The organism is Rhizobium sp. BR 317 (assembly GCF_047445835.1).
GTDB classification, from domain to species: Bacteria; Pseudomonadota; Alphaproteobacteria; order Rhizobiales; family Rhizobiaceae; genus Rhizobium; species Rhizobium paranaense.
Genome location: NZ_JARWLB010000013.1, coordinates 40,079 through 62,502, shown reverse-complemented (window position 1 = coordinate 62,502; position 22,424 = coordinate 40,079). Strand labels below are relative to the sequence as shown.

The window sequence follows — 22,424 nt, the reverse complement described above, 5'->3', positions numbered from 1 at the left end:
TGCGCCGGCTCTATTCGGCGGAAGGGAACAAACGACTTGAACGACGGATGGATTGAGGCGGGAGCAGGCATATTCCTCGATGAGGGAGTGACGGGCTGATGGGTGCCTATATCCTCAGACGTCTGCTGCTGATGATCCCGACCATCATCGGCATCATGGCGATCTCGTTTACCATCGTGCAGTTCGCGCCCGGCGGTCCTGTCGAGCAGGTGATCGCGCAGTTGACCGGCCAGGGCGACAACGCCAATGGCCGTCTTTCCGGCGGTACCGATCTGCTCGGCCAGCAGAACGTCGACGACAGCAGCTCGAAATATCGCGGCGCGCAGGGGCTCGATCCGGAGCTGATCGCCAAGCTCGACAAGCAGTTCGGCTTCGACAAGCCGCCGCTTACGCGCTTCGGGCAGATGATGTGGAATTATATCCGCTTCGATTTCGGCGAAAGCTTCTTCCGCAATACCACGGTGATCGATCTCATCGGCCAGAAGCTTCCCGTGTCGATTTCGCTCGGCATCTGGATCCTGATCTTCTCCTACGCCATCTCCATCCCGCTCGGCATCCGCAAGGCGATACAGGATGGATCGACCTTCGATGTCTGGACGTCCGGTGTCATCATCATCGGCTATGCAGTTCCGAGTTTCCTCTTCGGCATCATGCTGATCGTGCTTTTCGCCGGTGGCTCCTTCTTCGATTGGTTTCCGCTGCGTGGCCTCGTCTCCGATAATTTCGCCGATCTTACGTGGTGGCAGAAGATCATCGATTATCTCTGGCACCTCGTGCTGCCATTGATCTCGCTGTCGCTCGCCGCCTTCGCCACGACGACGCTTCTCACCAAGAATTCCTTCATCGAGGAGATCAAGAAGCAATATGTCATCACGGCCCGCGCCAAAGGGCTGAGCGAGCGGCGGGTGCTCTATGGCCATGTCTTCCGCAATGCCATGCTCATCGTCATCGCCGGTTTCCCCGGTGCCTTCATTTCCGCCTTCTTCACCGGTTCGCTGTTGATCGAGAATATCTTCTCGCTCGATGGCCTCGGCCGCCTCAGCTATCTCTCCGTCGTCCAGCGTGACTATCCGATCGTGTTCGCAACGCTCTATATCTTCTCGCTGCTTGGCTTGTTCGTCGGCCTGATCTCGGACCTGATCTATACTTGGATCGACCCCCGCATCGATTTCGAGCGGAGGGATGTCTGATGGACGCAGCGACCAACTCGACGGCCCCGGCAGTAGTAAAGCCGCCGCGCAAGGGCCTCTTTTCCCCGACCAACGTTCGCCGCTGGCAGAATTTCAAGGCGAACCGCCGTGGCTACTGGTCTCTCTGGCTGTTCCTGATCCTGTTCGTTGTCAGTCTCGGAGCGGAATTCATCGCCAACGACCGGCCGATCCTCATTTCCTATAAGGGCGAGATCCTGACGCCTGTCTTCGTCGATTACCCCGAGGAAAAATTCGGCGGCTTCCTCGCGCAGACCGACTATCGCGCAGAGGATATCAGGCAGGAGATCAACGCCAATGGCTGGATGATCTGGCCGCCGATCCATTATTCCTACCAGACCGCCAATTCGAACCTTCCGAAGGGAACCTCAGCTCCGACCGCTCCCTTCTGGCTGATGAGCAAGGAACAGCGCTGCTCCGGCTATGAAAAGGGCGTTGATGATCCGAATTGCACCCTGAGCAATCTCAACTGGCTCGGCACGGACGACCAGGCACGCGATGTGCTGGCGCGCATGATCTACGGCTTCCGCATCTCGGTGCTGTTCGGCCTGGCGCTGACCATCTGCTCGGCGGTCGTCGGCGTTGCCGCCGGTGCCATCCAGGGCTATTTCGGCGGCTGGACCGACCTTCTCCTGCAGCGTTTCATCGAGATCTGGTCATCGATGCCGGTACTCTACATCCTGCTGATCATCGCCTCGGTCCTGCCGCCCGGTTTCTTCATCCTTCTCGGCATCCTGCTTCTGTTTTCCTGGGTGGGCCTCGTCGGCGTCGTGCGTGCCGAATTCCTGCGGGCGCGCAATTTCGAATATGTCCGCGCCGCCCGCGCGCTCGGCGTCAACAACATTACCATTATGTACCGCCACCTGCTGCCGAACGCCATGGTCGCGACCCTGACCTTCGTGCCCTTCATTCTCTCCGGCTCGATCACGACGCTGACCTCGCTGGATTTCTTAGGCTTCGGCATGCCCCCCGGCTCGCCTTCGCTTGGCGAAATGATCGCCCAGGGCAAGTCCAACCTTCAGGCCCCCTGGCTCGGCCTTTCCGCCTTCTTCACGATGTCGATCATGCTGTCGCTTCTGATCTTCATCGGTGAAGCCGTCCGCGATGCATTCGATCCGAGGAAGACGTTCCGATGAGCGCAGACACCCCATTGCTTTCAGTCCGAAATCTATCCGTCGCCTTTCACCAGGGCGGCCAAACCTCGACTGCGGTCGACGGCGTCTCTTTCGATATCGCCAAGGGCGAAGTCTTGGCGCTGGTCGGCGAATCCGGGTCGGGCAAATCGGTGTCGGCCAACTCGATCCTGAAGCTGCTGCCCTATCCGACTGCCAGCCATCCCTCGGGAGAAATCCTGTTCAAAGGCAAGGACCTGCTGAAGGCGTCTGACAATGAGCTGCGTGCCGTCCGCGGCAACGACATTACCATGATCTTCCAGGAGCCGATGACCTCGCTCAATCCGCTCCATACGATCGAAAAGCAGATCGGCGAAATCCTGGCGCTGCACCAGGGCGTGGTCGGCCAGCAGGCGCGTGCCCGCATACTGGATCTCCTGAATCAGGTCGGCATCCGCGAGCCGGAAAAACGGCTCAAGGCCTATCCGCACGAGCTGTCCGGCGGCCAGCGTCAGCGCGTGATGATTGCCATGGCGCTCGCCAACCGGCCGGAGCTTCTGATTGCCGACGAGCCGACGACGGCGCTCGATGTGACGGTGCAGGCGCAGATCCTCGAATTGCTGCGCGAGCTCAAGGGTGCACACGGCATGTCGATGCTGTTCATCACCCACGATCTCGGCATCGTCCGCAAATTCGCCGATCGCGTCTGCGTCATGACCAAGGGCCATATCGTCGAGACCGGCACGGTCGAGGAGGTCTTCACCCATCCGCAGCATGAGTATACCCGGCATCTGCTGGCTGCCGAGCCGCGCGGCGAGCCGCCGGTGGGCGACACCAGCAAGCCCGTGGTCATGGAAGGCTCCGACATCAAAGTCTGGTTCCCGATCAAGGCCGGGCTGATGCGCAAGGTGGTCGACTATGTGAAAGCAGTCGACGGCATTGATCTCAGGCTAAGAGCCGGCCAGACGCTCGGCGTCGTTGGTGAATCCGGCTCCGGCAAGACGACGCTCGGCCTGGCGCTTGCTCGGCTGATCTCCTCCAGAGGCCGCATCAGCTTTGTCGGCAAGGACATTGCGGACTATTCCTTCAAGGAGATGCGGCCGCTGCGCAACCAGCTTCAGGTCGTCTTCCAGGACCCCTACGGATCGCTGAGCCCGCGTATGTCGGTCGGCGAAATCATTGCCGAAGGGCTGAAGGTGCATGAGCAATCTCTATCGGCGGAAGAGCGCGATCGGCGCGTCTGCTGGGCGCTGGAAGAGGTGGGTCTCGATCCCTCGACCCGCTGGCGCTTCCCGCATGAATTTTCCGGCGGCCAGCGCCAGCGCATCGCCATTGCCCGCGCCATGGTGCTGAAGCCGCGTTTCGTCATGCTGGACGAGCCGACCTCAGCGCTCGACATGAGCGTACAGGCGCAGGTGGTCGATCTGCTGCGCGACCTGCAGCGGCGCCATGACCTTGCCTACCTCTTCATCAGCCATGATCTGAAAGTCGTGAAGGCGCTTGCGAACGACCTGATCGTCATGCGCTTCGGCAAGGTCGTGGAGCAGGGTGTGTCGGCGGAGATTTTCCGTGCGCCCAAAGAGGATTACACTAGGGCGCTTCTCGCAGCCGCCTTCAACATCGAGGCGGTCCCCACCGCCGCCGTCCAGCAATAAAAGACAATCGCCATGCCGGTCAAAAGCCCTGTTCTCGTCGATCTCAAATTCACGCCTGAAGCCATCGCCGCGGCCCTTAAAACCGCTTTCACCGATCGTGGCAGCATCAACCTCGCCGATCCCGCCAATAAAGGCGCGGATCTGAGCCAGGTCGATTATGCCCTTCTGTGGAAGCCGGATGCCGATCTCTTTCAGCGCGCGCCCAACCTCAAGGTMATCTTTTCCGGCGGCGCCGGCGTCGATTCCATGTTGAATATCGAGGGTCTCCCCGACATTCCCATCGTCCGCTTCGTCGACCGCAGCTTGACGGTGCGCATGACGGAATGGGTCGTGCTGCAATGCCTCATGCATCTGCGCGACGTCTTCGGTCACTTCAGGCACCAGCGCAAGCGCGTCTGGGGCCATCTTTCGGCGCCCGAAGCACGCGAAGTCACGGTCGGTGTCATGGGCCTCGGCATTCTCGGCCTCGATGCCGCCACCAAACTCAAGGTCATGGGCTTCGACGTCATCGGCTGGTCGCGACAGAAAAAGCACATCGACGGCATGGAAACGTTCGACGCCGGCGAGCTAGATGCCTTTCTCGCGCGGACTGATATTCTCGTCGGTCTGCTACCGCTGACGCCGGAGACGACGGGGTTTTACAACAGCGCGCTCTTTTCCAGGCTTCGCCGCGGCGGTGCCCTGGGCAAGCCGGTATTCATCAATGCTGGACGCGGCAAGAGCCAGGTCCAGGCCGATATCGTCTCGGCGATCGAAACCGGCGTACTCGGTGGCGCGTCGCTCGATGTCTTCGATGTCGAGCCGCTGCCGATGGACGCCCCGCTCTGGGGCATGGAGAATGTCGTCATCACCCCGCACGATGCGGCGGTCTCCGAGGAATATTCGCTGATGCGCCATATCGAAGAACAGATCGCCCGCTTCGAGCGCGGCGAGCCTCTGCAATACCTCGTGGATCGCAGCCGGGGCTACTAAGCGCCTTCGGAACCTTCCAGACCCGCCTCCGTTTTCCAAATGACGTCGCCGCAAGGCGAATTTGGAAGGAGGCTGTCATGCCACGGAAGCTGGAAACCCATACGCGCTGGGAGGATTCTGATCACCGTCTGCATGAGGAAAAGGAGTTGCCGGCGACCGAGGCCAAACAGGGGCATATGGGACGGCGTGTATTGGCGGTGCTTCTTGTCGCACTTGCGCTGACAGCGATCGTCTGGGCGCTGGCGGAACTATGGGGCGGCAAGCCCACGCAGACGACGCCAGTGACGACGACCCCGGTGACGACCCAAGATCAGACGGCGACACCGAAACCGCCGGCTCAAGGCAATTCCCAGCCGCAATGAATTCGGCCATCAGCCACGATCTAAGCCAATGCAGCGGATGTCTGTATCAGCGCGTTTATTTCAGTATCAATTTTCTTTCAGTGACTGGACTTTCGCTCAACATTTTTTGATAAGAGGAGCATTATACCCGCCGCCAGCGAGCTGGAGGCGCGAAGCATGACGTCCGGGGCGTAGGGAGACGGGCAGGAACGAGATGACGAAAACGGATATCGCCACCCGTGTCTATAACCATACCTGGAAGCTCGATCCGATCATCCGCAGTCTGATCGATACGGATTTCTATAAGCTTCTGATGCTGCAGATGATCTGGAAGCTTTATCCGGACGTCAATGCCACCTTCTCCTTGATCAACCGCACGAAAAGCGTCCGGCTCGCCGAAGTGATCGACGAGAAGGAGTTGCGCGAACAACTCGATCATGCGCGTACGCTCAGGCTTGCCAAGAAGGAGATGATCTGGCTAGCGGGTAACAGCTTCTACGGTCGTGCCCAGATCTTCGAGCCGGAATTCCTGGGCTGGCTGTCGAATTTCCAGCTTCCGGAATATGAGCTGTCCAAGCGTGACGGGCAGTATATTCTCGACTTCCACGGGTCGTGGAAGGAAACCACCATGTGGGAGATTCCGGCCCTCGCCATCATCAACGAGCTCCGCTCGCGTGCGGCGCTGAAGGCGTTGGGTCCTTTCACGCTCGATGTCCTCTATGCGCGAGCCAAGGCGAAGATGTGGGAAAAGGTCGAGCGGCTGAGTGAGCTGCCGAATCTGCGCATTTCCGATTTCGGCACCCGGCGACGCCATAGTTTCCTCTGGCAGCGTTGGTGCGTGGAAGCGCTGAAGGAAGGTGTCAGCCATGCTTTCACCGGCACCAGCAACGTCCTTCTCGCCATGGATTCCGATCTTGAGGCCGTCGGCACCAATGCGCACGAGCTGCCGATGGTGGCGGCGGCGCTGGCCGAGACCGATGAGGCGCTTGGAAAGGCGCCCTACAAGGTATTGCGCGACTGGAATCGCCTTTACGGCGGCAACCTGTTGGTGGTTCTGCCCGACGCCTTCGGCACGGCCTCTTTCCTGCGCAATGCGCCGGAATGGGTGGCCGACTGGACCGGCTTCCGCCCCGACAGCGCGCCTCCGATCGAAGGCGGCGAGAAGATCATCGAATGGTGGAAGAAGATGGGCCGCGACCCGCGCCAGAAACTTCTGATCTTCTCCGACGGTCTGGATGTCGACGCCATCATCGCCACCTACAAGCATTTCGAGGGCCGGGTCCGCATGGGCTTCGGTTGGGGCACCAACCTCACCAATGATTTTGCAGGCTGCGCGCCCACCGAAATCCATGGCCTCAACCCGATCTCGATCGTCTGCAAGGTGATCGAAGCCAATGGCCGCCCGGCCGTCAAACTCTCGGACAATCCGCAGAAGGCAACGGGCGAACCCGCCGAGGTCGAGCGCTATTTGAAGTTCTTCGGCGCCGAGGATCGGGTGGATCAAGAGGTGCTGGTGTAATCATCTTGTTTTCGATAGAGCATGTGACGGCTCTACCGATTGTTGTAAAGCTAGGACCCCACTACCGTTTCGACTCAAGGATCAGCCGTGGTACGAAATCATTATGGCTACGGATTGTTATTGTGCCTTGTCCTCTCGCAACCCGCTTACGCGCAAACGGATGACGGAACAGCCGCATTCGCAAAGCGTGACTATAGATCGGCACTGCTGAATTGGCAGCCACGGGCGGATCAGGGTGACGCAACGGCTCAGTACGGCCTGGGGCGCCTTTATTTCTTTGGACTAGGTGTACCGCCAGACTCTAAGCAAGGCATTTTCTGGTTCCGCAAGGCGGCCGATCAAAACAATCCCTACGCTGAACGTCGCTTGGGTCTCGTTTATTCGGTTGGCGAAGACGATGTAGCTCCGGACCCTGAACAGGCGAATATCTGGTTTCAGAAGGCAGTAGCTGGCTTGAGCAAGGTAGCCGAGGACGGCGATGTCATGGCTCAATATTTGCTTGGCGGTATGTATTCTGACGGCGAAGGCGCGGAGCCAGATGCCGCGAAGGCGAACTTCTGGTTTCAGAAGGCGATGGGTAGTTTCCGCGAGCAGGCAGAGCAGGGAACAACCTCGGCCCAATACTGGCTCGGCCAAATGTATCTTAACGGTCAAGGTGTAAGCCGAGACGTAGATCAGGCAATTATCTGGCTCTCAAAGGCTGCGGAGCAAGGCGATCTAGGCGCCCAACTCTGCCTTGGCGAGATCTACACTTATGCGCAATACGATCGCAAGGATAGCGACATGGCGATTAAGTGGCTTACGAAGGCTGCGGAACAAGGCGACCCAGGGGCGCAAAAGCGTCTTAGTGCCGTCTATGCGGAGCGTGCACATCCCGCTGATGCGTCGGCGTCGGCTTACTGGTATCGCAGGGCGACGGATACAGAAGCGTCATCTGCAGCTAAGGACAGCCCTTCCGAAGCGGTCAAGCCAATCAACCTACCATTTTCTTCCAAAAATTGAATCTGGTGTGGAGGCATTCGTACAAGTGGGCGTCTGTTGACGCTGGTCGGTATTTGTTCGCCCCAGGGGGCAAATCACATGCTACTGCACACTCCGCCCCACCCGTTTGAACAGCGACCACTTGCCGCCCTCCCAGCGATATTGATCCGGCGAGATCACATAGGGCACGTCGCTGAGATCGGCGCTGATCAGTTCGAGGAGTTGCAGTCCTTGAACGTCGTTTTCGTGAGTGAAGAAGACCTTGTCCCGTGACAGGAAGGCCGCGATCGGTGCTGCACCGCCGGATTGGTCCTGTATCTGGGCCCAGAATTTTGGCAGGAAGGCGACGCTGGATTCAAACTGGCCGTCGATCTCGACATATTGAAACCGACTGCGTTTGGCGACCTGTACGCCGGTCTTAGTGAGAAATTTATGGAGATTGGCCTGCGCCGTCTCCGCCAGTTCGCCGACGTCGATGCCCCAGTCGTCCAATGCGTTGGTCATCACATAGCTGACCGCGGTCTCGCCATTGACGACAAAAAGCCTGACAAGATTCTCGGCTTCATCGAGATAGACGAATTGCGGCGGATCGGGTTCGTCCTTKACTGCCTGTATCATCTGCCGCCGTGCGACGTCGACGAAGCTGCGCGATTTCAGCACCGGCAGCACCTTGTCGAGCTCATCGCCGCCTTCCAGGGCTTCGGTCATGTTCAGATAGTTGAGCAGAGCCTGAGCACGCGCTTGTCCCTTCTTTTCACGCAGCGCCAATAGCGCGTTGCTCAAGAATTTCGTCATTGTGTCGCCGTTGCGGCTATGCAGCGTCAGGCTGCCGGCGCCGGGATCATAGTCGACTTTGACCACTTCGCCGAAAAATGGCAGGCGCTCTTGCAGGTAGGCGGCAAAGCGGGCCTCGTCTTGCAGCGCTTCGTCTGGGATGTTGAGATCGAGGCTCTTGATCGCCGACGTCCCGGCGGGCTGTGGGGCTGGCGGCTCAATCTGCGCGTCCGGTCGTTTGGCTCCGCCGAAGAGCTTTTTCAGGAAGTTGAACACGCGAACATCCCCAAACGGTATCGCTGCAAGCCTAGCGTGCCCCCGGCTCATGCGCAATGCCAGCATCTAATTGATTGCATGACTTGCGTAAGCGACTGCTTTTCCGCACTAAAATGGCGTATAGTTTGCAAAAACGGGCCGATTGCGAGAGGGGCAGCGCATATGAGTATTGTCGGGGGTGGCAGACGGTCGATTGGCGCGCTGCTTCTATGTCTTATTGCTTTTTCAGTACCGGCCGTGGTCCACGCGCAAAGCGCGGCTGAGCCATCGGTTGCCGCGCCGCCCCCGGAAAAGGTCCGAGAACTCATTCAGTTGATGAATGAGCCTGACGTCAAGCAGTGGCTTACGTCGCAGCTCAATGCCAAGCCTGCTTCCGCGGACAAGCCTGCCTCCGGCGGCGGTCAGATGTCGGAATTGTCGGATACCCTTGGCCATACGCGGCGGCACTTGGAGCTAGTGTCTGGTGCAGCGATGACGTTGCCTTCCGAGGTGATGACGGCCACTATGAAGCTTGAAAACGAAGGTGAGGCGGCCGGCCGGCTGCGCATCGGCATCCAGGCACTGGTGCTGTTTTTCTTCGGTCTGGTGGCCGAACTGGTGGTGGCGCGCCTGATCAACGCCAAGCATATGCAGCTTACCGAAAGGGCGGCTGGGGTCGAGACCGAATTGCAGGCGGCGCGCTTTCAGTTCATGGGCGGCGTGGTGCCGGCCATCGTCCACGGCGTGGCTATGCTGGTTCCGCTGCTCATCTTCGACTGGCCGCCGATCATCGAAAGTTTTGCGATCGCCTGCGTGATCGCGATTGTCTCCATGCGGCTGGCGGTTTCGCTCGGTAGATTGTTGATGGAGTTGATCGCGATGCGTCGGGCGAGCGATGTTCTCGACGAGGATGGCGGCGCCGCGCGTATCGCCGAGCGGCGGCGGGTTGCGAAATACTGGTATAGGCGAGGCACGCTGTTCGTCATCTATTTTGCCTGCGGCTGGGCGGTGATCCAGGCCATGCTGCCGCTTGGCTTCTCCGATGGCGCCCGCGCTCTTGTCGGCTATACGCTTGGCATCGGCCTGTTCCTGATTGCCGTCGAGGCAGTCTGGGCGCGCCCTGCGCATCCTGGAGCGAACGGCAGAAAGGTCATCTCATGGCTGTTGACGATCTATTTCGCCGCGCTTTGGTGCCTGTGGGTGACCGGCTTTAATGGCCTGCTCTGGCTTGGCATCTACGCCATTCTGCTGCCGCGCGCGCTCTCTGTGTCCTCGCGGGCGGTGGAGGCGCTGCATGATGCGGCCAGCGGCGTTCTTGGTGCCGGCAAGCTTGCGACGGTGATGCTGGACCGCGGCGTCCGTGCGGTCATCATCGCGCTTGCCGCCCTCTGGCTCGGACACATGCTCGGTGTCGAGGCAGCCATGATGATGAGGCAGCCTGAATCCACGATCGACCGCGTGGCCCGCGGCATCCTCGGCGGCATCGTCATTCTGCTGGCCGCCGATTTGCTCTGGCATCTATCGAAAACCTACATCAACGGCAAACTGTCGGCATCCGCGCCGCTCGTCAACGACAGCGAGGAGATGAGGGCCCGGCGCGCCCGGCTGCACACGCTGCTGCCGATCTTCCGCAATATCCTTGCCGTTGTCATCGGCATCATCGCCATCATGATGGTGCTGTCGGGTCTCGGCATCGAGATCGGGCCGCTGATCGCCGGTGCCGGCGTGGTTGGCGTCGCTGTCGGTTTCGGCGCGCAGACCATTGTCAAGGATGTCATCAGCGGCATCTTCTATCTCTGGGACGATGCCTTCCGCATCGGCGAATATATCGAAAGCGGCAATCACAAGGGCGTGGTGGAATCCTTCAGTCTTCGCTCCGTGAAACTTCGCCATCAGCGCGGTCCGCTGGCGACGGTTCCCTTCGGTGCGCTCGGAGCGGTCAACAACATGAACCGCGACTGGGCGATCGACAAGATCATCCTGAAGGTCACCTACGACACCGATCTCGCGAAGACCAAGCGCATCATCAAGGAGATCGGCCAGCGGTTGCTCGACGATCCGGAACTGGCACCCAACATCATCCAGACACTGAAGATGAAGGGCGTCGAGCAGTTCGGCGATTTCGCGATCGAGATCAGGCTGGCGATCACCACCAAGCCCGGCGAAGTTTCCGTCATCCGCCGCAACGCCCTGGCGATGATCAAGCAGGCCTTCGATGAAAACGACATCCATTTTGCGTTCCCGACTGTGCAGGTTGCAAGCGAGAAGGATGCGGCCGCCGCGGCTGCCCGCCAGGTGATCGAGATGCGGACCGCAGGCATCGAAGGCGAACAACAGGCGGGCTAGAGCAATTCCAGGAAAAGAGAGCGGGCAAGCGATTTCGTGAAACGCTAGCCCGCTCTAGCAGTCGGCCTCAGAAGGTCTCCTTATAGGGGCGCAGGTCGATCTCCTGCGTCCAGGCGGAGGGATGCTGGCGGTGGATATGCCAGTAGGTCTCAGCGATGGCATCGATGTTGAGCAGCGTGTCGGCCTGCACGTCCGGCCGCCTTGATCGCAATCTTTCGCCGTCGATGCCGCCATCGATGATGGTGTGGGCGACATGCAGGCCGAGCGGCCCGAATTCCCGTGCCATGCTCTGGCTGATCATCCTCAAGCCTGCCTTGGCGGCGGCGAACTGCGCAAATCCGGCCTTGCCGCGCAGGCTCGCCGAGGCGCCGGTAAAGATCACCGTGCCGCGTCCGAGGGGGACGAGATGCCGGGCCGCCTCGCGCCCGACGAGGAAGCCGCCGAAGCAGCAGATGCGCCAGAATTCCTCGAACTCGGCGGCGGTGACACCGCGAAAGCCGATGTGGCGGTTAATGCCGGCGTTGAAAACGATGAAGTCGGGCGGATCAATGTCGTCCTGCGGCGCAAAGGCATGCTCGAACAGCCGCTTTACTGCCGCCTCGTCGGTCGCATCGGTTTCTATGGCTTCGGCGCTGCCGCCGGAGGCGTTGATGGCGTCGGCGATCTTGGTGATCTTTTCCAGCGTCCGGCTGGCGATGAAGACGTGGTAGCCTTTGTCGGCGAGCAGCCGGCAGAGGGCGGCACCGAGACCTTGTTCCGCTCCCACTCCAACGATGATGGCGCTTGGCGTGCTCATTCCGCTGCCTCCCTGGCGTCCAGTGTCKGATAATCCGTATAGCCCTCCGTGCCGCCGCCGTAAAAGGTCGGGCGGTGATAGGAGTTGAGGCCCGCGCCGCGGCGAATGCGTTCCGGCAGATCGGGATTGGCTATGAACAGGCGGCCGAAGGCGATGGCATCGGCATGGCCGGCGGCAAGGGCCGCCTCGGCGGTTTCGGGCTTGAAATTGCCGGCGGCGATCAAGGTTCCCGACCAGGCGGGGCGGAAGAGCTCGGCTGCCGACGGTACGTTCTTGTGGTCGACTTCGGCTTGGCCTGCACCGCTGGCGCGCGGCTCGATCAGATGCAGATAGGCAAGATGCAGACGGTCGAGCTCTCGAATGACATGACCGTAGAGCCGCAGTGGATCGTCCTCGCCGCTGTCGTTGGCAATGCCGAAGGGAGAGAGGCGGACACCGACGCGATCCGAACCCCAGAGCCTGGATACTTCTTCGATCACTTCGAGCAGCAGGCGTGTCCGGTTCTCGATCGATCCGCCATATTGGTCGGTGCGGTGGTTCGAACGGGCCTGCAGGAATTGTTCGATTAGATAGCCGTTGGCGCCATGGATTTCGACGCCGTCGAAACCGGCCTCCTTCGCATTGGCCGCGGCCTGGCCATAGACGTCGATCAGTAGCGGCATCAGATCGGTATCGATCGCCTGCGGTGTCTCAAAGGGCACGCGTTCGAATGATGCCGTGAAAGCATTTCCGGAAGCCGCGATCGCCGAGGGGGCGCATGGCGGAAGGCCACCGGGCTGATGCGAGGAATGGGAAATGCGGCCGACATGCCAGAGCTGGAGGAATATTCGGCCGCGCTTGGCATGAACCGCATCGGTGACCGCTTTCCAGCCGGCGATCTGCTCCGGCGTATGGATGCCCGGCGTTGCCGGCATGCCCTGTCCGCTCGGCGAAATCTGCGAGCCTTCGGAAATGATCAACCCACCAGGCGAGGCGCGCTGCGCATAATATTCGGCGTTCATGGCGGAAGGCACATTGCCCGGCTGGCTTGCCCGCATGCGCGTCAACGGCGCCATGACGACGCGATGCGCCAGTTCGTAAGGACCGACGGCGAGCGGCGAAAATAAGGTAGCTGTCATGAAATCTCCTGCCTGGAGCGGATTTTGCTCCCTGGGCGGACGGGCCGATCAGCGGCGGTTCGGTCGGGGGAACATTCGAAATATGATGATCATCATTTATCCGAACAATCGGACGCGCGCAACCAAATCCCGCGCAAACAAGACTCGATGGTGACGAACGCTGCCGGAGGCTACGCCGCAATCTTGCGAAGGAAAGCCAATATCGTATCGTTGAACTGTGCCGGCCGCTGCAGCGGCGCGAAATGGCTGACGCCGGAAAGCAGGATGAACTCGGCACCGGGGATGCTGCGGGCGAGATGGTCGGCATGCTCGCGCTTGATGAATTCGTCGTGTTCGCTGTGGACGATTGCGACGGGTACGTCGATCTCCGCGAGATCGGAGGCGGAATAGTTCGGCTCCGTCCGCTGCATCAGGCCGACCGCCTGAACGAAGGCGTCGAACTGATCCGGCGTCGCCGACAAGGCGGCATAATCCTTCACATGCCGGGAAAAGCAGCGGTCGATGATCGGCGTTGGCACGAATCCCTTCGTGCCGCTGGGGTCCATGTTGCATGCGAAATAGAAAACGCCGGCAATGCGCGCCGGATTGGTCCTCGCGAGGATCAAACCGGTGCACGCCCCATCGCTCCATCCGACGACGGCTGCCTTTTCGATGCGCAGCCTGTCCATCACCGCCAAGACGTCCGACGCCATCAGTTCATAGCTATAGGGCCGCACATCGCGCGTGCTGCGCCCATGGCCGCGGCTGTCGATGACGACTGCCCGGTAGCCGGCTTCGATCAAGGCCGGAACCTGGTACCCCCAATTGCCGCTGTTCCCGAGACCGCCATGCAGCAGGATCACCGGCATGCCCGCGCCATAGGCCGCATACCAGATGCGGGCGCCGTCGTGTTCGACATAACCCTGGACATCCGCGGCCGGCAGCGCCGCCGCGCCATCTGCGGCAAATTTTTCGAGATCGTCGTCCTGGAATTCCATGCTGATCCGCCTCCCTGACACCGCCCTTATATCGCATGACGCCGTGAACTCGAAACCCGGAAGAGCGGCTTTGCCGGCCGATGTTGCGCTAGAAGAACGGGCGCAGGGCCAGCTCCGCACCGAGCAGGATGAGGGCTATCAGGAACCATCGGCGAAACGTTGCGGGGCTGACCCTCCGCCGGATCGCCTGTCCCAGCCACATTCCGAGCAGCGCCGGCGCGACAGCGAGAGAGGACATCGCCAGATTGTCGAGCTGAAAAGCACCGCGCGAGGCCAAGCCGATCGCAAGCGCGATGGTCGAAACCGTGAAGGAAAGCCCGAGAGCCTGGATCAGATCGTCCTTGCCCAATCCGAGAGCCTGCAGATAGGGAACGGCGGGAATGACGAGGACACCGGTGCCCCCGGTGACAGCGCCGGTCATCAGCCCGATCAGGGGCGATAGCCAGGGCTCCGCCCGCTTCGGCACGGCCAATTGCCGGGCAAATAGGGTATAGCCGGCATAGATCATCAGGGCGGTCCCGAGCGCCATCGTGGTCCAGCGAGTATTACCGCTCGCCAGAAGCGAGGAGGTGGCAACCGTGCTGATCAGGATACCGAGCAGCATGGCCCAAAGCCTGCCGGCGAGTGCAGCAAAACGCGGTCCGGCGAATAATTGCCAGATATTGGAGACGAAGGACGGCACGATCAGCAGGGCCGCTGCCGCAACCGGCGGCATGATGGTGCCAAGCAACCCCATGGCAACCGTCGGCAAGCCCATGCCGGTGACGCCCTTGACGATGCCGGCGAGAAAAAAGGTCAAGGCGGTGGCGAGGATCAGCCAGGAGGAATGATCGAACATGCCGCCAGTTGTGCCAAGTCTGCAGGCCGCACGCAATGCGGAATGGGTCCCTAATTGAGAATACCACTTGACCTCGATCGAAGATCGTATACGTTATTCACATAAGGATATCGTATACGATATCGATAGTTGACGCCCGGGGGGAACGAAAAGAATGCCCTGCGCCCATCGCGCTACAGGCACTCGTTCCCCACGAAATCAAATGAACACTCAAGCACAGGGATCGGTCGATATGGGGTTCAAAAGAACAATTCACGCTGTTGATACGCACGCCGGCACGCCAATGCGCGTTGTCACTGGGGGCATTCCGCACATCCCTGGGAACTCGGTCTACGAGAAGATGAAATGGCTTGAAAGCAACGACGATCAGCTACGCAAGCTGCTATTGCGTGAGCCGCGCGGCTATTCGGCGCATTGCTGCAATATCATCGTGCCGCCCTCCCATCCTGAAGCGGATGCTGGCTATGTGATCATGGAGCAGATCGAATATCCCGTGATGTCTGGCGGCAATACCATTTCGGTGGTGACCGTATTGCTGGAAATGGGCATGCTTCCCATGAAAGAGCCCGTCACCGAGCTGGTTCTCGAGGCTCCCGCCGGACTGATCCGCGTCAAGGCGGAATGCAAAGACGGCAAGGTCAAGAACGTCACGTTCAAGAATGTTCCGGCATTTGCAGCCCACCTCGACGCTGTAATCGATGTGCCACATCTCGGTAAGGTCACTGTCGATGTTGGCTGGGGCGGGATGTTCTATGCCATCGCGGATGTCCGCCAGTTCCCTGGTCTTGAATTGATACCGGAGTACGGCAGAGAGATTGCGCGCGTTTCATCGATGATCAGGCAGGCAGCCATCGAACAGTTGCCGGTCATGCATCCGGACTATCCGGGCGTGGGCATCACGATCTCGCAGCTTTCCGGGCCGACAGACGACCCGAATGCCGACTGGAAAAATGCGGTGACGATGGCCTCGGGAGATTTTTCCTGGGACAATCCCGCCACCTGGACCGGAGCACTTGATCGCTGCCCCTGTGGCACTGGCACCTGCGCAAAAATGGCCGTGCTGCATGCAAAAGGTGAATTGCCGCTTAATCAGGCGTTTCGACATCAAGGCATTCTGGGCAACATTTATACCGGTCGCCTTGTCGAAGAGGCAACAATCGGGGACAAGCGCGCCGTCGTCCCGACCGTCTCCGGTACGAGCTGGATCTACGGATTGAATACAATTGTATTGGACAATGATGATCCGTTCACCGAGGGTTTCACAGTCGGAGATACCTGGGCCTAGTCTCCAGGCTGGAAGCTGATATTTCATTCTATCCGAACTGGATGCCAGCGCACCAAATGGGGTGCTGGCACAACGCCAAGGCTGCTACAGATTCTAGCCAGCCGGACAAAACGGAATTGGATATTTGACATGAATGAAGAGGTAGAACTCACTCAAGCGGAAGCCGAAGAGCTGGCGACACGAGCATGTCTCGCAGCCGGTGCCGACCCATCAAGTACCCGCTCGCTTGTGAACGCGACATTGTCCGCCGCACTCTACGGTCCAGCCACGCTCGGTTTTCCGCATATGGTGGACTACCTCAACAGCTTTCGTGAAGGGCGCATCAAGTGCGATCCAACGCCCACCCTAACGCGTCCCTTCCCTGCATTCTTTGTCTCCGACGCCGACAAGGGCATAGCGCAACTCGGCTTCGACCTCGCATTCCAGGGTTTAATCGAAGCGGCGCGAAATTTTGGAATTGCCGTCTTCACCCAAACCAATAGCTACACGGCGGGAGAACTAGGTTATTACGTCCGCAGGCTTGCCGAAGAGGGGATCGTTGGGCTCGCGGCGACGAATGCAAACGCTATGGTGGTTGCAAAGGCGGGTGGCCCGGCCGTCTACAGCACAAATCCGATGGCGTTTGGATTTCCGCTGGGGGATCGATCGCTGCCATTGATCATCGACCAGGCTTCGAGCGCGACGGCTTACGTCAACATCGTCGCTGCGGCTAACGAGGGCCGGCCGATCCCGGAAGGATGGGCGGTGGACGAAAATGGAATGGATACCCGCGATCCCGCCAAGGCACTGACCGGAGCCCTATTGCCTTTCGGCGGCCGCAAAGGCGCGAATGTAGCATTGCTGGTGGAAATGCTCTCCGCGGGCCTTTCGGGAGGGCCGTGGTCGTTGGACACGCCAGACTTCAGGTCGGGCGACGCATCTCCGGCAGTAGGATTGACGGTCATTGCCGTCATGCCAGGCCCTGATGGTGATGATCGCGTTGGCCGCGCGCATAAGCAAGCCCTCCGCCTGCAGGATCACGGCGTGTTCATTCCGGGTGTGGACGGCATTCCATACCCTCCGCCGTCGTCACAGGGGCTGAAGATGCCTCGCAGCGTATTCGAGGCGATTTGCGGCTTTTTCTCAGCGTAGGGGTCTCCCCCTACGGTCGACTGTCGCCTTGGCTTAGTCGTACTCCGCTATCACCTCGACAGCGGAGGTTTACGATTTATCGGTCGCTTTGGGTCGATGCGCCAGCAGAGATTCGCAGGCCCGCATGATGTGGGCATGAACCAGCGCAGCCGCCTCATCGACGTTACGTTTGCGGCATAGGTCCAGAATCTGCCTGTGCTCTCGGTCCGCAGTTTCCTGTCCGCTTGAGAGGGAAAGCTGGACCCTCAGATACCGCTCGATCCGGTCATTCACGGATCTGATCATGCTTAGTAGATATGGGCGATCGGCATCCTCGTAGAGGCAGGAATGGAATTGCCAGTTGAGTTCGGCCCACCTTGCGACGTTGGTTTCCAGCGCGAAGGCATCGCAGTAGGCTTGCGCTCGCTCGAACGTAGCCTCGGTCATATTCGGGATCGAAAACCGGATTGCGCTGGATTCCAATATTGCGCGGACCTCGAAAATCTGAACGATTTCGGGTTCGGAAACAGACGTTACAACGGCGCCCTTGTTCCGCTGGAATGCGACGAGCCCTTCCGCTTCAAGCCGCTTCAAAGCCTCCCGCACCGGAATTTTCGAGACGTTKAACATCCGCGCGACGTCATCTTGGCGGATGGGCTCGCCCTCGTCCAAAGTGCCGTCGATAATCGACTCGCGAATGAACTTAAGGATGATGTCGGACGCCGTCGGTGCGGCTCCGAGATTTGGAATAACCTCTGATTTTAGCGGCATTCGAACCCATTTCCACGGCTACGGCACAAGTCCACGAATATCGTAGACGATGTTGGATCTCAAGATATTGGCTTGGAGCATTTATCCTAGATCGTATCCCTTGGCTTGGATGGGTGGTCTATACGGCAATTTGCCAGGAACTGCCTTTAGCAAAATGCCTCTTGGCTCCTTACCGCAGCTCGGAGCGGGTATACGCAGGAATTGCTCCCTATCTTTGAAGTTGAAAATTTCTCGATATCAGTACGTGGATATATGAGTTGGCCGCGACTGCACGCCTATTGTTTGAGATGTACGACAGCCTAGGCGAGTTCCATGAGTCGTCGGCAACAAAATCGCTGCGTCTCCGTCGGAAATCAAGTATAACTTGATCGCTTCTTACTTAGGTTCGCCCTAAAGTTTCAGCCCAAGGTCGCCATTTTAAGCAATGCGATTTCCGACCGGGTAAGGACGGTGGAGTCACTAAACTGGAGTTCCGAGAGTGATCAACCATGTCCTGCAATCCTACGTCGTTCCCGTCTGCCTCTACGCTGAAGAGGGCAGAAAGGCCGGTCTGCGGAGGCTGGTCGGTAGTGCTTTCTTTTGTGGTTCAAAGGGATGTTTTTTAACCGCGCGACACGTAATGGATCAGGCCACCGCCGAAGCCGAAAAAGAAGGTTGGCTAATTGGTTTGTGCGCAAAAGCGGATAACGGGCAATCTGTCGATAGCGTTATCTACCCTCTTTCACTCTGGGAGTTCGCTGCCCATCCCTATGACATCGCGATAGGTCGTTTGGACTACTTTCCGGGCACGCCTTTGTTCGCGAAAAGCGCACATGTTGGTATCTTCGAGGAAGTCCGATCCCTAGGGTATCCTTCATCTGTGCATGTAAAGGACGGTGATGCCCTCTGGCTCAATTTGAGGGGGCAAAATGGACAGGTTCAACGTCTCACTCTTCCTCGGGACATGATCTCATCTCATCCTGACGGTTTCGAACTTAGCTTTCTGTTAAGTCCGGGCATGAGTGGCTGCCCTGTTTATACACTCGATGGAAATGTTATCGGAGTGGGCGTTGGCTCGTTCGGTTCCCGGATCGTAGAGCATGAGCTTTCTGAAGTAGATGACAACGGACACAAATTCACCGAGCAGCGGCTTCGGATCGAAGAATTTGGCTTTGCTCACGATCTTCGGGGGCTCCTTGATTGGACACCCGAATTGCTTGGAGGAATGAAACTCTCCGAGGCACTCGGTTCGTAGGGGCGGTTTCGACACCTACACCAAAGACAAATACATAGAGGAACGGCCCATGGCCCTTAAAGGGGGTGCGCTAAGCGCTGTTATAATCATAGCGTTACTTGTCGGCGCAAATTTTCTCTTCAAGGAGGACCCTACGCCCTCCCAGCAGAAGCTGTCAGCTAGCGAACAACTTTGCGTCAACGCCGCCGCCGAGATATTCAAGCAGACGATTGCTGCCGATGCGCAGCGCGCCAACGAGAGTGTTAACGTCTTAGAAAAATTGCCAAGTAGCACTCAAAATCCAGCGGAGTTCGCAAGTATTATTGCTTCGATGAATGCCCGCGATGTTCAGGCGGAAATTAATGAGGATGCGGCTTATTGCGAAAAACTAGCCTCGTGCTTCTCACAAGTTGACCACCAGAAGCGATTCAACGCTTGTTTTGGTGAAGCACAGAGGCAGCGAGCTTCCGATAAGAACTGACTTCGACCGGTTGTCTGCTTGGTCACAATGGATCGCTTGTTAAACCCGAGCGCTTCTTTTCGAGCGGGTGCAAAGCAGCGAAGTCACGGAATTAATTCCGTAATGAAGGTGAGCTTTGGCACGCATGGAGATTTTGACCGGCCAGGAACGCCAACGCGTTTGGTCTGACGAGCAGAGGCTGGGGATTTTGAGGAACGTTTCGGCGGGCATTGCCGCGGCCGCCGACATCGCTGTCAGCATGAAATCTGTCCAACCAAAGCGGGAAAGTTGCACAAACGAAAGGACAATAAGATGAAAAATCAACCGCTTGTTGATTTGATGGCGGACAGGGAGGGATTCGAACCCTCGGTACGCTTTCACGTACACACGCGTTCCAGGCGTGCGCCTTAAACCACTCGGCCACCTGTCCTTTGGCGTTTCGCAACCGGTCAGGAGGCAAATCGTCGGAACGGCCGCGATATATACCGATGAATTTCTTAGGATCAACCCGAATCTGACAGATTTTTGACTTCCCGACAGAAAACTCCAGACCTTTGGTCCATTGCGCTTGTCTGGCTCTCAACTTATCTAAGAAGAAGGATGGCGCAGAGTGCGGTCGGCCAGTCGTTTATGGCCGATGGAGTAATGAGTATGCGGAGGATACGATGCGCTTTTTGTTGCGTTTTGCCAGCCTTGTCGCGCTGGTCGTTGCGGTGATCGCCGGAACTATCGATTCCATTCAATCGGTTGCTGCCTCCGCCGTCGTGGTGACGCCGATGGAGGACGCTTGGAACGATGTCAGCCCATCCTCGCTTGCAACCGTCCAATCGCTGATTTCCTATTACATCCATCCGCGCCTTTATGATCTGGCCGTGCAGTGGCTGTTGTTCCAGCCGACGTTCGCGGTGTTCCTGGTGATCTCGCTGCTTCTGTGGATGATCGCCTACAAGAAGCCGCCTGTCGCAGGCCGCTTCAGCGTCTGAGACTTCGCTGACGCGTTGAATTCAGTCAACCAGGCGCCGGAGAGGGGAGAAGGAACTTGCTTGACCACGACCTCGGCCCCTTCGGCATAAAGGCAGAGCGCCGGAATTTCACTGCCGGCCTTACATACTTGCCCGCGACACCGTTTCATCGGCTTGGAATTCATATGGGAGCGCCGGTCAACTGTATGACGCCCACAATGCCGGGCGGATCGATGTCGAGCCAGGGGTTGGAGACGTAAGACGAGGCCGAACCAGCCTGCAAGAGGTTCTGGCTTCGATGACGAAAAATCTCTGATCTGGGAATTGGGATCTCGACACGACGGCCGAAGATCGAGCGATCGAGTCATGTTTCAGGCAATCGCGCTGATATAGATCGCGAGGGTATCAAGACAACTGATCGCGAGCGTGGTAAACCTTCGAGGTCGTTCCTGCGACATCTGTTGTCGGCCCTCGCTTGACTAATAAAATTGCAGTTTGAGGGCGAAAATGTTCAGAAATCAGCTCCTTTGAGCGGGTTTTTGGCAATTCCCACAAATCTTTACCAACTGAAAAATTTCTCGTGAATTTTTCCTGCAGCCATGCAAGGATGCGCGCCAGCTTGGCCTCGGGGGAGGCCGGCGGTTCCGCAGACATGTCCGGTCAACGGGCTTGCGGGAGGACCCAACAAGATAGCAACAATAGGGCTGCAACTCATGAAAAAATCCCTTTTGACCCTTTTCGCCTTGGCTGCCATGTCGGCAACGGCGCTTGCGGCCGACATCAAGCCGGCGATCGTTTATGGCACCGGCGGCAAGTTCGACAAGTCCTTCAACGAAGCTGCCTATAACGGCGCCGAAAGGTTCAAGAAGGAAACCGGCGTCGCCTATCGCGACTTCGAGCCGACGGGCGACACCCAGGGCGAACAGGCACTGCGCAACTTCGCCAGCAAGGGCTTCAATCCAGTTATCGCCGTCTCCTTCGCCTGGACGTCCGCTCTGCAGAAGGTTGCCGCTGAATATCCGAAGACCCAGTTCGTTCTGATCGACGACAGCCTCGATCTGCCGAACGTTCGCTCCGTCAAGTTCAAGGAAAACGAAGGTTCCTACCTGGCTGGCGTCATGGCTGCCATGGCTTCGAAGTCCGGCAAGATCGGCTTCGTCGGCGGCATGGACATTCCGCTGATCCGCAAGTTCGAATGTGGCTATGAGCAGGGCGCCCGCGCTGCCAATCCGAAGATCGAAGTCTTCCAGAACATGACCGGCACGACCGGTGCTGCCTGGAACGACCCRGTTCGCGGCGGCGAGCTCACCAAGAACCAGATCGACCAGGGTGCCGACGTTGTTTACGCGGCTGCCGGCGCGACCGGCCTCGGCGTGCTGCAGACGGCCGCCGACAACAAGAAGCTCTCGGTCGGCGTCGATAGCAACCAGAACTATCTGCATCCGGGTTCGGTCCTGACTTCCGTCGTCAAGCGCGTCGACCTCGCCGTCTATAACGCCTTCACCGACTCCAAGAACGGCAAGTTCACCGCCGGCACGCAGGAGCTCGGCCTCAAGGAAGAGGGCGTCGGCGCGGCCATGGACGACAACAACAAGCCGCTCGTCACGCCGGAAATGAAGGCTGCCGTCGACAAGGCGACCGCCGATATCATTGCCGGCAAGATCAAGGTCCACGACTACACGACCGACAACGCCTGCCCGAAGAGCTGATATGAAATAAGGGCGTATGACG

At 58.8% G+C, this 22,424-nt stretch carries 21 protein-coding genes and 1 tRNA gene; 14 read left to right on the top strand and 8 right to left on the bottom strand.

The window, feature by feature from the left end:
• Positions 1-98: 98 nt before the first annotated feature.
• The 7 genes from QD357_RS20310 to QD357_RS20280 all read left to right on the top strand — a co-directional run bounded on the left by QD357_RS20310 (position 99) and on the right by QD357_RS20280 (position 7,809).
• On the top strand, positions 99-1,190 hold the full coding sequence (locus tag QD357_RS20310; protein ID WP_107106550.1) for a microcin C ABC transporter permease YejB: 1,092 nt from the start codon (positions 99-101) through the stop codon (positions 1,188-1,190).
• Positions 1,190-2,344: an ABC transporter permease gene (locus tag QD357_RS20305; protein WP_107106551.1), complete on the top strand. Its 1,155-nt coding sequence runs from the start codon at positions 1,190-1,192 to the stop codon at positions 2,342-2,344. The genes QD357_RS20310 and QD357_RS20305 overlap by 1 nt, the downstream gene beginning before the upstream one ends.
• Positions 2,341-3,975: an ABC transporter ATP-binding protein gene (locus QD357_RS20300; protein ID WP_107106552.1), complete on the top strand. Its 1,635-nt coding sequence runs from the start codon at positions 2,341-2,343 to the stop codon at positions 3,973-3,975. The genes QD357_RS20305 and QD357_RS20300 overlap by 4 nt, the downstream gene beginning before the upstream one ends.
• A gap of 12 nt (positions 3,976-3,987) precedes the next feature.
• Complete coding sequence (locus QD357_RS20295) at positions 3,988-4,947, top strand: 2-hydroxyacid dehydrogenase (protein WP_107106553.1); 960 nt, start codon at positions 3,988-3,990, stop codon at positions 4,945-4,947.
• Between the two features lie 77 nt (positions 4,948-5,024).
• Positions 5,025-5,309 (top strand): hypothetical protein, encoded by a 285-nt coding sequence (locus QD357_RS20290; RefSeq protein WP_107106554.1) that lies wholly within the window; start codon positions 5,025-5,027, stop codon positions 5,307-5,309.
• Positions 5,310-5,502: 193 nt separating this feature from the next.
• On the top strand, positions 5,503-6,807 hold the full coding sequence (gene pncB / locus QD357_RS20285) for a nicotinate phosphoribosyltransferase (protein ID WP_107106555.1): 1,305 nt from the start codon (positions 5,503-5,505) through the stop codon (positions 6,805-6,807).
• 87 nt (positions 6,808-6,894) lie between these two features.
• Positions 6,895-7,809, top strand: a complete 915-nt coding sequence (locus tag QD357_RS20280; RefSeq protein WP_107106556.1) for a tetratricopeptide repeat protein — start codon at positions 6,895-6,897, stop codon at positions 7,807-7,809.
• Between the two features lie 81 nt (positions 7,810-7,890).
• Here the strand turns inward: QD357_RS20280 and QD357_RS20275 are convergent, their stop codons facing one another.
• The gene (locus tag QD357_RS20275) at positions 7,891-8,838 is read right to left on the bottom strand and encodes a hypothetical protein (RefSeq protein ID WP_107106557.1); all 948 of its coding nucleotides are present in this window, start codon (positions 8,836-8,838) and stop codon (positions 7,891-7,893) included.
• Positions 8,839-9,000: 162 nt separating this feature from the next.
• Here QD357_RS20275 and QD357_RS20270 point away from each other — a divergent pair, with 162 nt between their 5' ends.
• Entirely contained in the window at positions 9,001-11,163 is a 2,163-nt protein-coding gene (locus QD357_RS20270; RefSeq protein ID WP_107106558.1) for a mechanosensitive ion channel family protein, read from the top strand.
• 67 nt (positions 11,164-11,230) lie between these two features.
• Here the strand turns inward: QD357_RS20270 and QD357_RS20265 are convergent, their stop codons facing one another.
• The 4 genes from QD357_RS20265 to QD357_RS20250 all read right to left on the bottom strand — a co-directional run bounded on the left by QD357_RS20265 (position 11,231) and on the right by QD357_RS20250 (position 14,892).
• Complete coding sequence (locus QD357_RS20265) at positions 11,231-11,959, bottom strand: SDR family NAD(P)-dependent oxidoreductase (RefSeq protein ID WP_107106559.1); 729 nt, start codon at positions 11,957-11,959, stop codon at positions 11,231-11,233.
• Positions 11,956-13,077 carry an alkene reductase gene (locus QD357_RS20260; protein WP_414124896.1) on the bottom strand — a complete coding sequence of 374 codons (1,122 nt, stop codon included), beginning with the start codon at positions 13,075-13,077 and terminating at the stop codon, positions 11,956-11,958. The genes QD357_RS20265 and QD357_RS20260 overlap by 4 nt, the downstream gene beginning before the upstream one ends.
• A gap of 170 nt (positions 13,078-13,247) precedes the next feature.
• Positions 13,248-14,054: an alpha/beta fold hydrolase gene (locus QD357_RS20255; protein WP_107106561.1), complete on the bottom strand. Its 807-nt coding sequence runs from the start codon at positions 14,052-14,054 to the stop codon at positions 13,248-13,250.
• A gap of 88 nt (positions 14,055-14,142) precedes the next feature.
• Positions 14,143-14,892: a sulfite exporter TauE/SafE family protein gene (locus QD357_RS20250; RefSeq protein WP_107106562.1), complete on the bottom strand. Its 750-nt coding sequence runs from the start codon at positions 14,890-14,892 to the stop codon at positions 14,143-14,145.
• A gap of 202 nt (positions 14,893-15,094) precedes the next feature.
• Between QD357_RS20250 and QD357_RS20245 the strand changes: the two genes are divergently transcribed.
• Both QD357_RS20245 and QD357_RS20240 read left to right on the top strand, forming a co-directional pair.
• The gene (locus QD357_RS20245; RefSeq protein ID WP_245407397.1) at positions 15,095-16,177 is read left to right on the top strand and encodes a proline racemase family protein; all 1,083 of its coding nucleotides are present in this window, start codon (positions 15,095-15,097) and stop codon (positions 16,175-16,177) included.
• Positions 16,178-16,306: 129 nt separating this feature from the next.
• The gene (locus QD357_RS20240) at positions 16,307-17,308 is read left to right on the top strand and encodes an Ldh family oxidoreductase (RefSeq protein WP_107106563.1); all 1,002 of its coding nucleotides are present in this window, start codon (positions 16,307-16,309) and stop codon (positions 17,306-17,308) included.
• A 69-nt stretch (positions 17,309-17,377) separates the two neighbouring features.
• On the opposite strand, the gene QD357_RS20235 is transcribed toward QD357_RS20240, so the two are convergent.
• Positions 17,378-18,058: a GntR family transcriptional regulator gene (locus QD357_RS20235; protein ID WP_414124895.1), complete on the bottom strand. Its 681-nt coding sequence runs from the start codon at positions 18,056-18,058 to the stop codon at positions 17,378-17,380.
• Positions 18,059-18,536: 478 nt separating this feature from the next.
• Between QD357_RS20235 and QD357_RS20230 the strand changes: the two genes are divergently transcribed.
• Complete coding sequence (locus QD357_RS20230; protein ID WP_107106565.1) at positions 18,537-19,292, top strand: S1 family peptidase; 756 nt, start codon at positions 18,537-18,539, stop codon at positions 19,290-19,292.
• Positions 19,293-19,341: 49 nt separating this feature from the next.
• Entirely contained in the window at positions 19,342-19,752 is a 411-nt protein-coding gene (locus tag QD357_RS20225; protein ID WP_107106566.1) for a hypothetical protein, read from the top strand.
• A gap of 319 nt (positions 19,753-20,071) precedes the next feature.
• On the opposite strand, the gene QD357_RS20220 is transcribed toward QD357_RS20225, so the two are convergent.
• Positions 20,072-20,161, bottom strand: a tRNA-Ser gene (locus QD357_RS20220).
• A 235-nt stretch (positions 20,162-20,396) separates the two neighbouring features.
• Here QD357_RS20220 and QD357_RS20215 point away from each other — a divergent pair.
• Complete coding sequence (locus QD357_RS20215) at positions 20,397-20,714, top strand: hypothetical protein (protein WP_107106567.1); 318 nt, start codon at positions 20,397-20,399, stop codon at positions 20,712-20,714.
• Positions 20,715-21,098: 384 nt separating this feature from the next.
• On the opposite strand, the gene QD357_RS20210 is transcribed toward QD357_RS20215, so the two are convergent.
• Positions 21,099-21,347 (bottom strand): hypothetical protein, encoded by a 249-nt coding sequence (locus QD357_RS20210; protein WP_146143967.1) that lies wholly within the window; start codon positions 21,345-21,347, stop codon positions 21,099-21,101.
• Between the two features lie 59 nt (positions 21,348-21,406).
• Here QD357_RS20210 and QD357_RS20205 point away from each other — a divergent pair, with 59 nt between their 5' ends.
• On the top strand, positions 21,407-22,402 hold the full coding sequence (locus QD357_RS20205; protein ID WP_107106568.1) for a BMP family lipoprotein: 996 nt from the start codon (positions 21,407-21,409) through the stop codon (positions 22,400-22,402).
• The last annotated feature ends 22 nt before the right edge of the window (positions 22,403-22,424 follow it).

Excerpts from the sequence above, each read along its gene's own strand:
- QD357_RS20215 (WP_107106567.1), top strand. The coding sequence starts at position 20,397 with ATGCGCTTTTTGTTGCGTTTTGCCAGCCTTGTCGCGCTGGTCGTTGCG.
- QD357_RS20305 (WP_107106551.1), top strand. The coding sequence starts at position 1,190 with ATGGACGCAGCGACCAACTCGACGGCCCCGGCAGTAGTAAAGCCGCCG.
- QD357_RS20255 (WP_107106561.1), bottom strand. The coding sequence starts at position 14,054 with ATGGAATTCCAGGACGACGATCTCGAAAAATTTGCCGCAGATGGCGCG.
- QD357_RS20310 (WP_107106550.1), top strand. The coding sequence starts at position 99 with ATGGGTGCCTATATCCTCAGACGTCTGCTGCTGATGATCCCGACCATC.
- QD357_RS20265 (WP_107106559.1), bottom strand. The coding sequence starts at position 11,959 with ATGAGCACGCCAAGCGCCATCATCGTTGGAGTGGGAGCGGAACAAGGT.
- QD357_RS20270 (WP_107106558.1), top strand. The coding sequence starts at position 9,001 with ATGAGTATTGTCGGGGGTGGCAGACGGTCGATTGGCGCGCTGCTTCTA.
- QD357_RS20290 (WP_107106554.1), top strand. The coding sequence starts at position 5,025 with ATGCCACGGAAGCTGGAAACCCATACGCGCTGGGAGGATTCTGATCAC.
- QD357_RS20245 (WP_245407397.1), top strand. The coding sequence starts at position 15,095 with ATGAACACTCAAGCACAGGGATCGGTCGATATGGGGTTCAAAAGAACA.
- QD357_RS20210 (WP_146143967.1), bottom strand. The coding sequence starts at position 21,347 with ATGTCTGCGGAACCGCCGGCCTCCCCCGAGGCCAAGCTGGCGCGCATC.
- QD357_RS20250 (WP_107106562.1), bottom strand. The coding sequence starts at position 14,892 with ATGTTCGATCATTCCTCCTGGCTGATCCTCGCCACCGCCTTGACCTTT.
- QD357_RS20300 (WP_107106552.1), top strand. The coding sequence starts at position 2,341 with ATGAGCGCAGACACCCCATTGCTTTCAGTCCGAAATCTATCCGTCGCC.
- pncB (WP_107106555.1), top strand. The coding sequence starts at position 5,503 with ATGACGAAAACGGATATCGCCACCCGTGTCTATAACCATACCTGGAAG.
- QD357_RS20240 (WP_107106563.1), top strand. The coding sequence starts at position 16,307 with ATGAATGAAGAGGTAGAACTCACTCAAGCGGAAGCCGAAGAGCTGGCG.
- QD357_RS20225 (WP_107106566.1), top strand. The coding sequence starts at position 19,342 with ATGGCCCTTAAAGGGGGTGCGCTAAGCGCTGTTATAATCATAGCGTTA.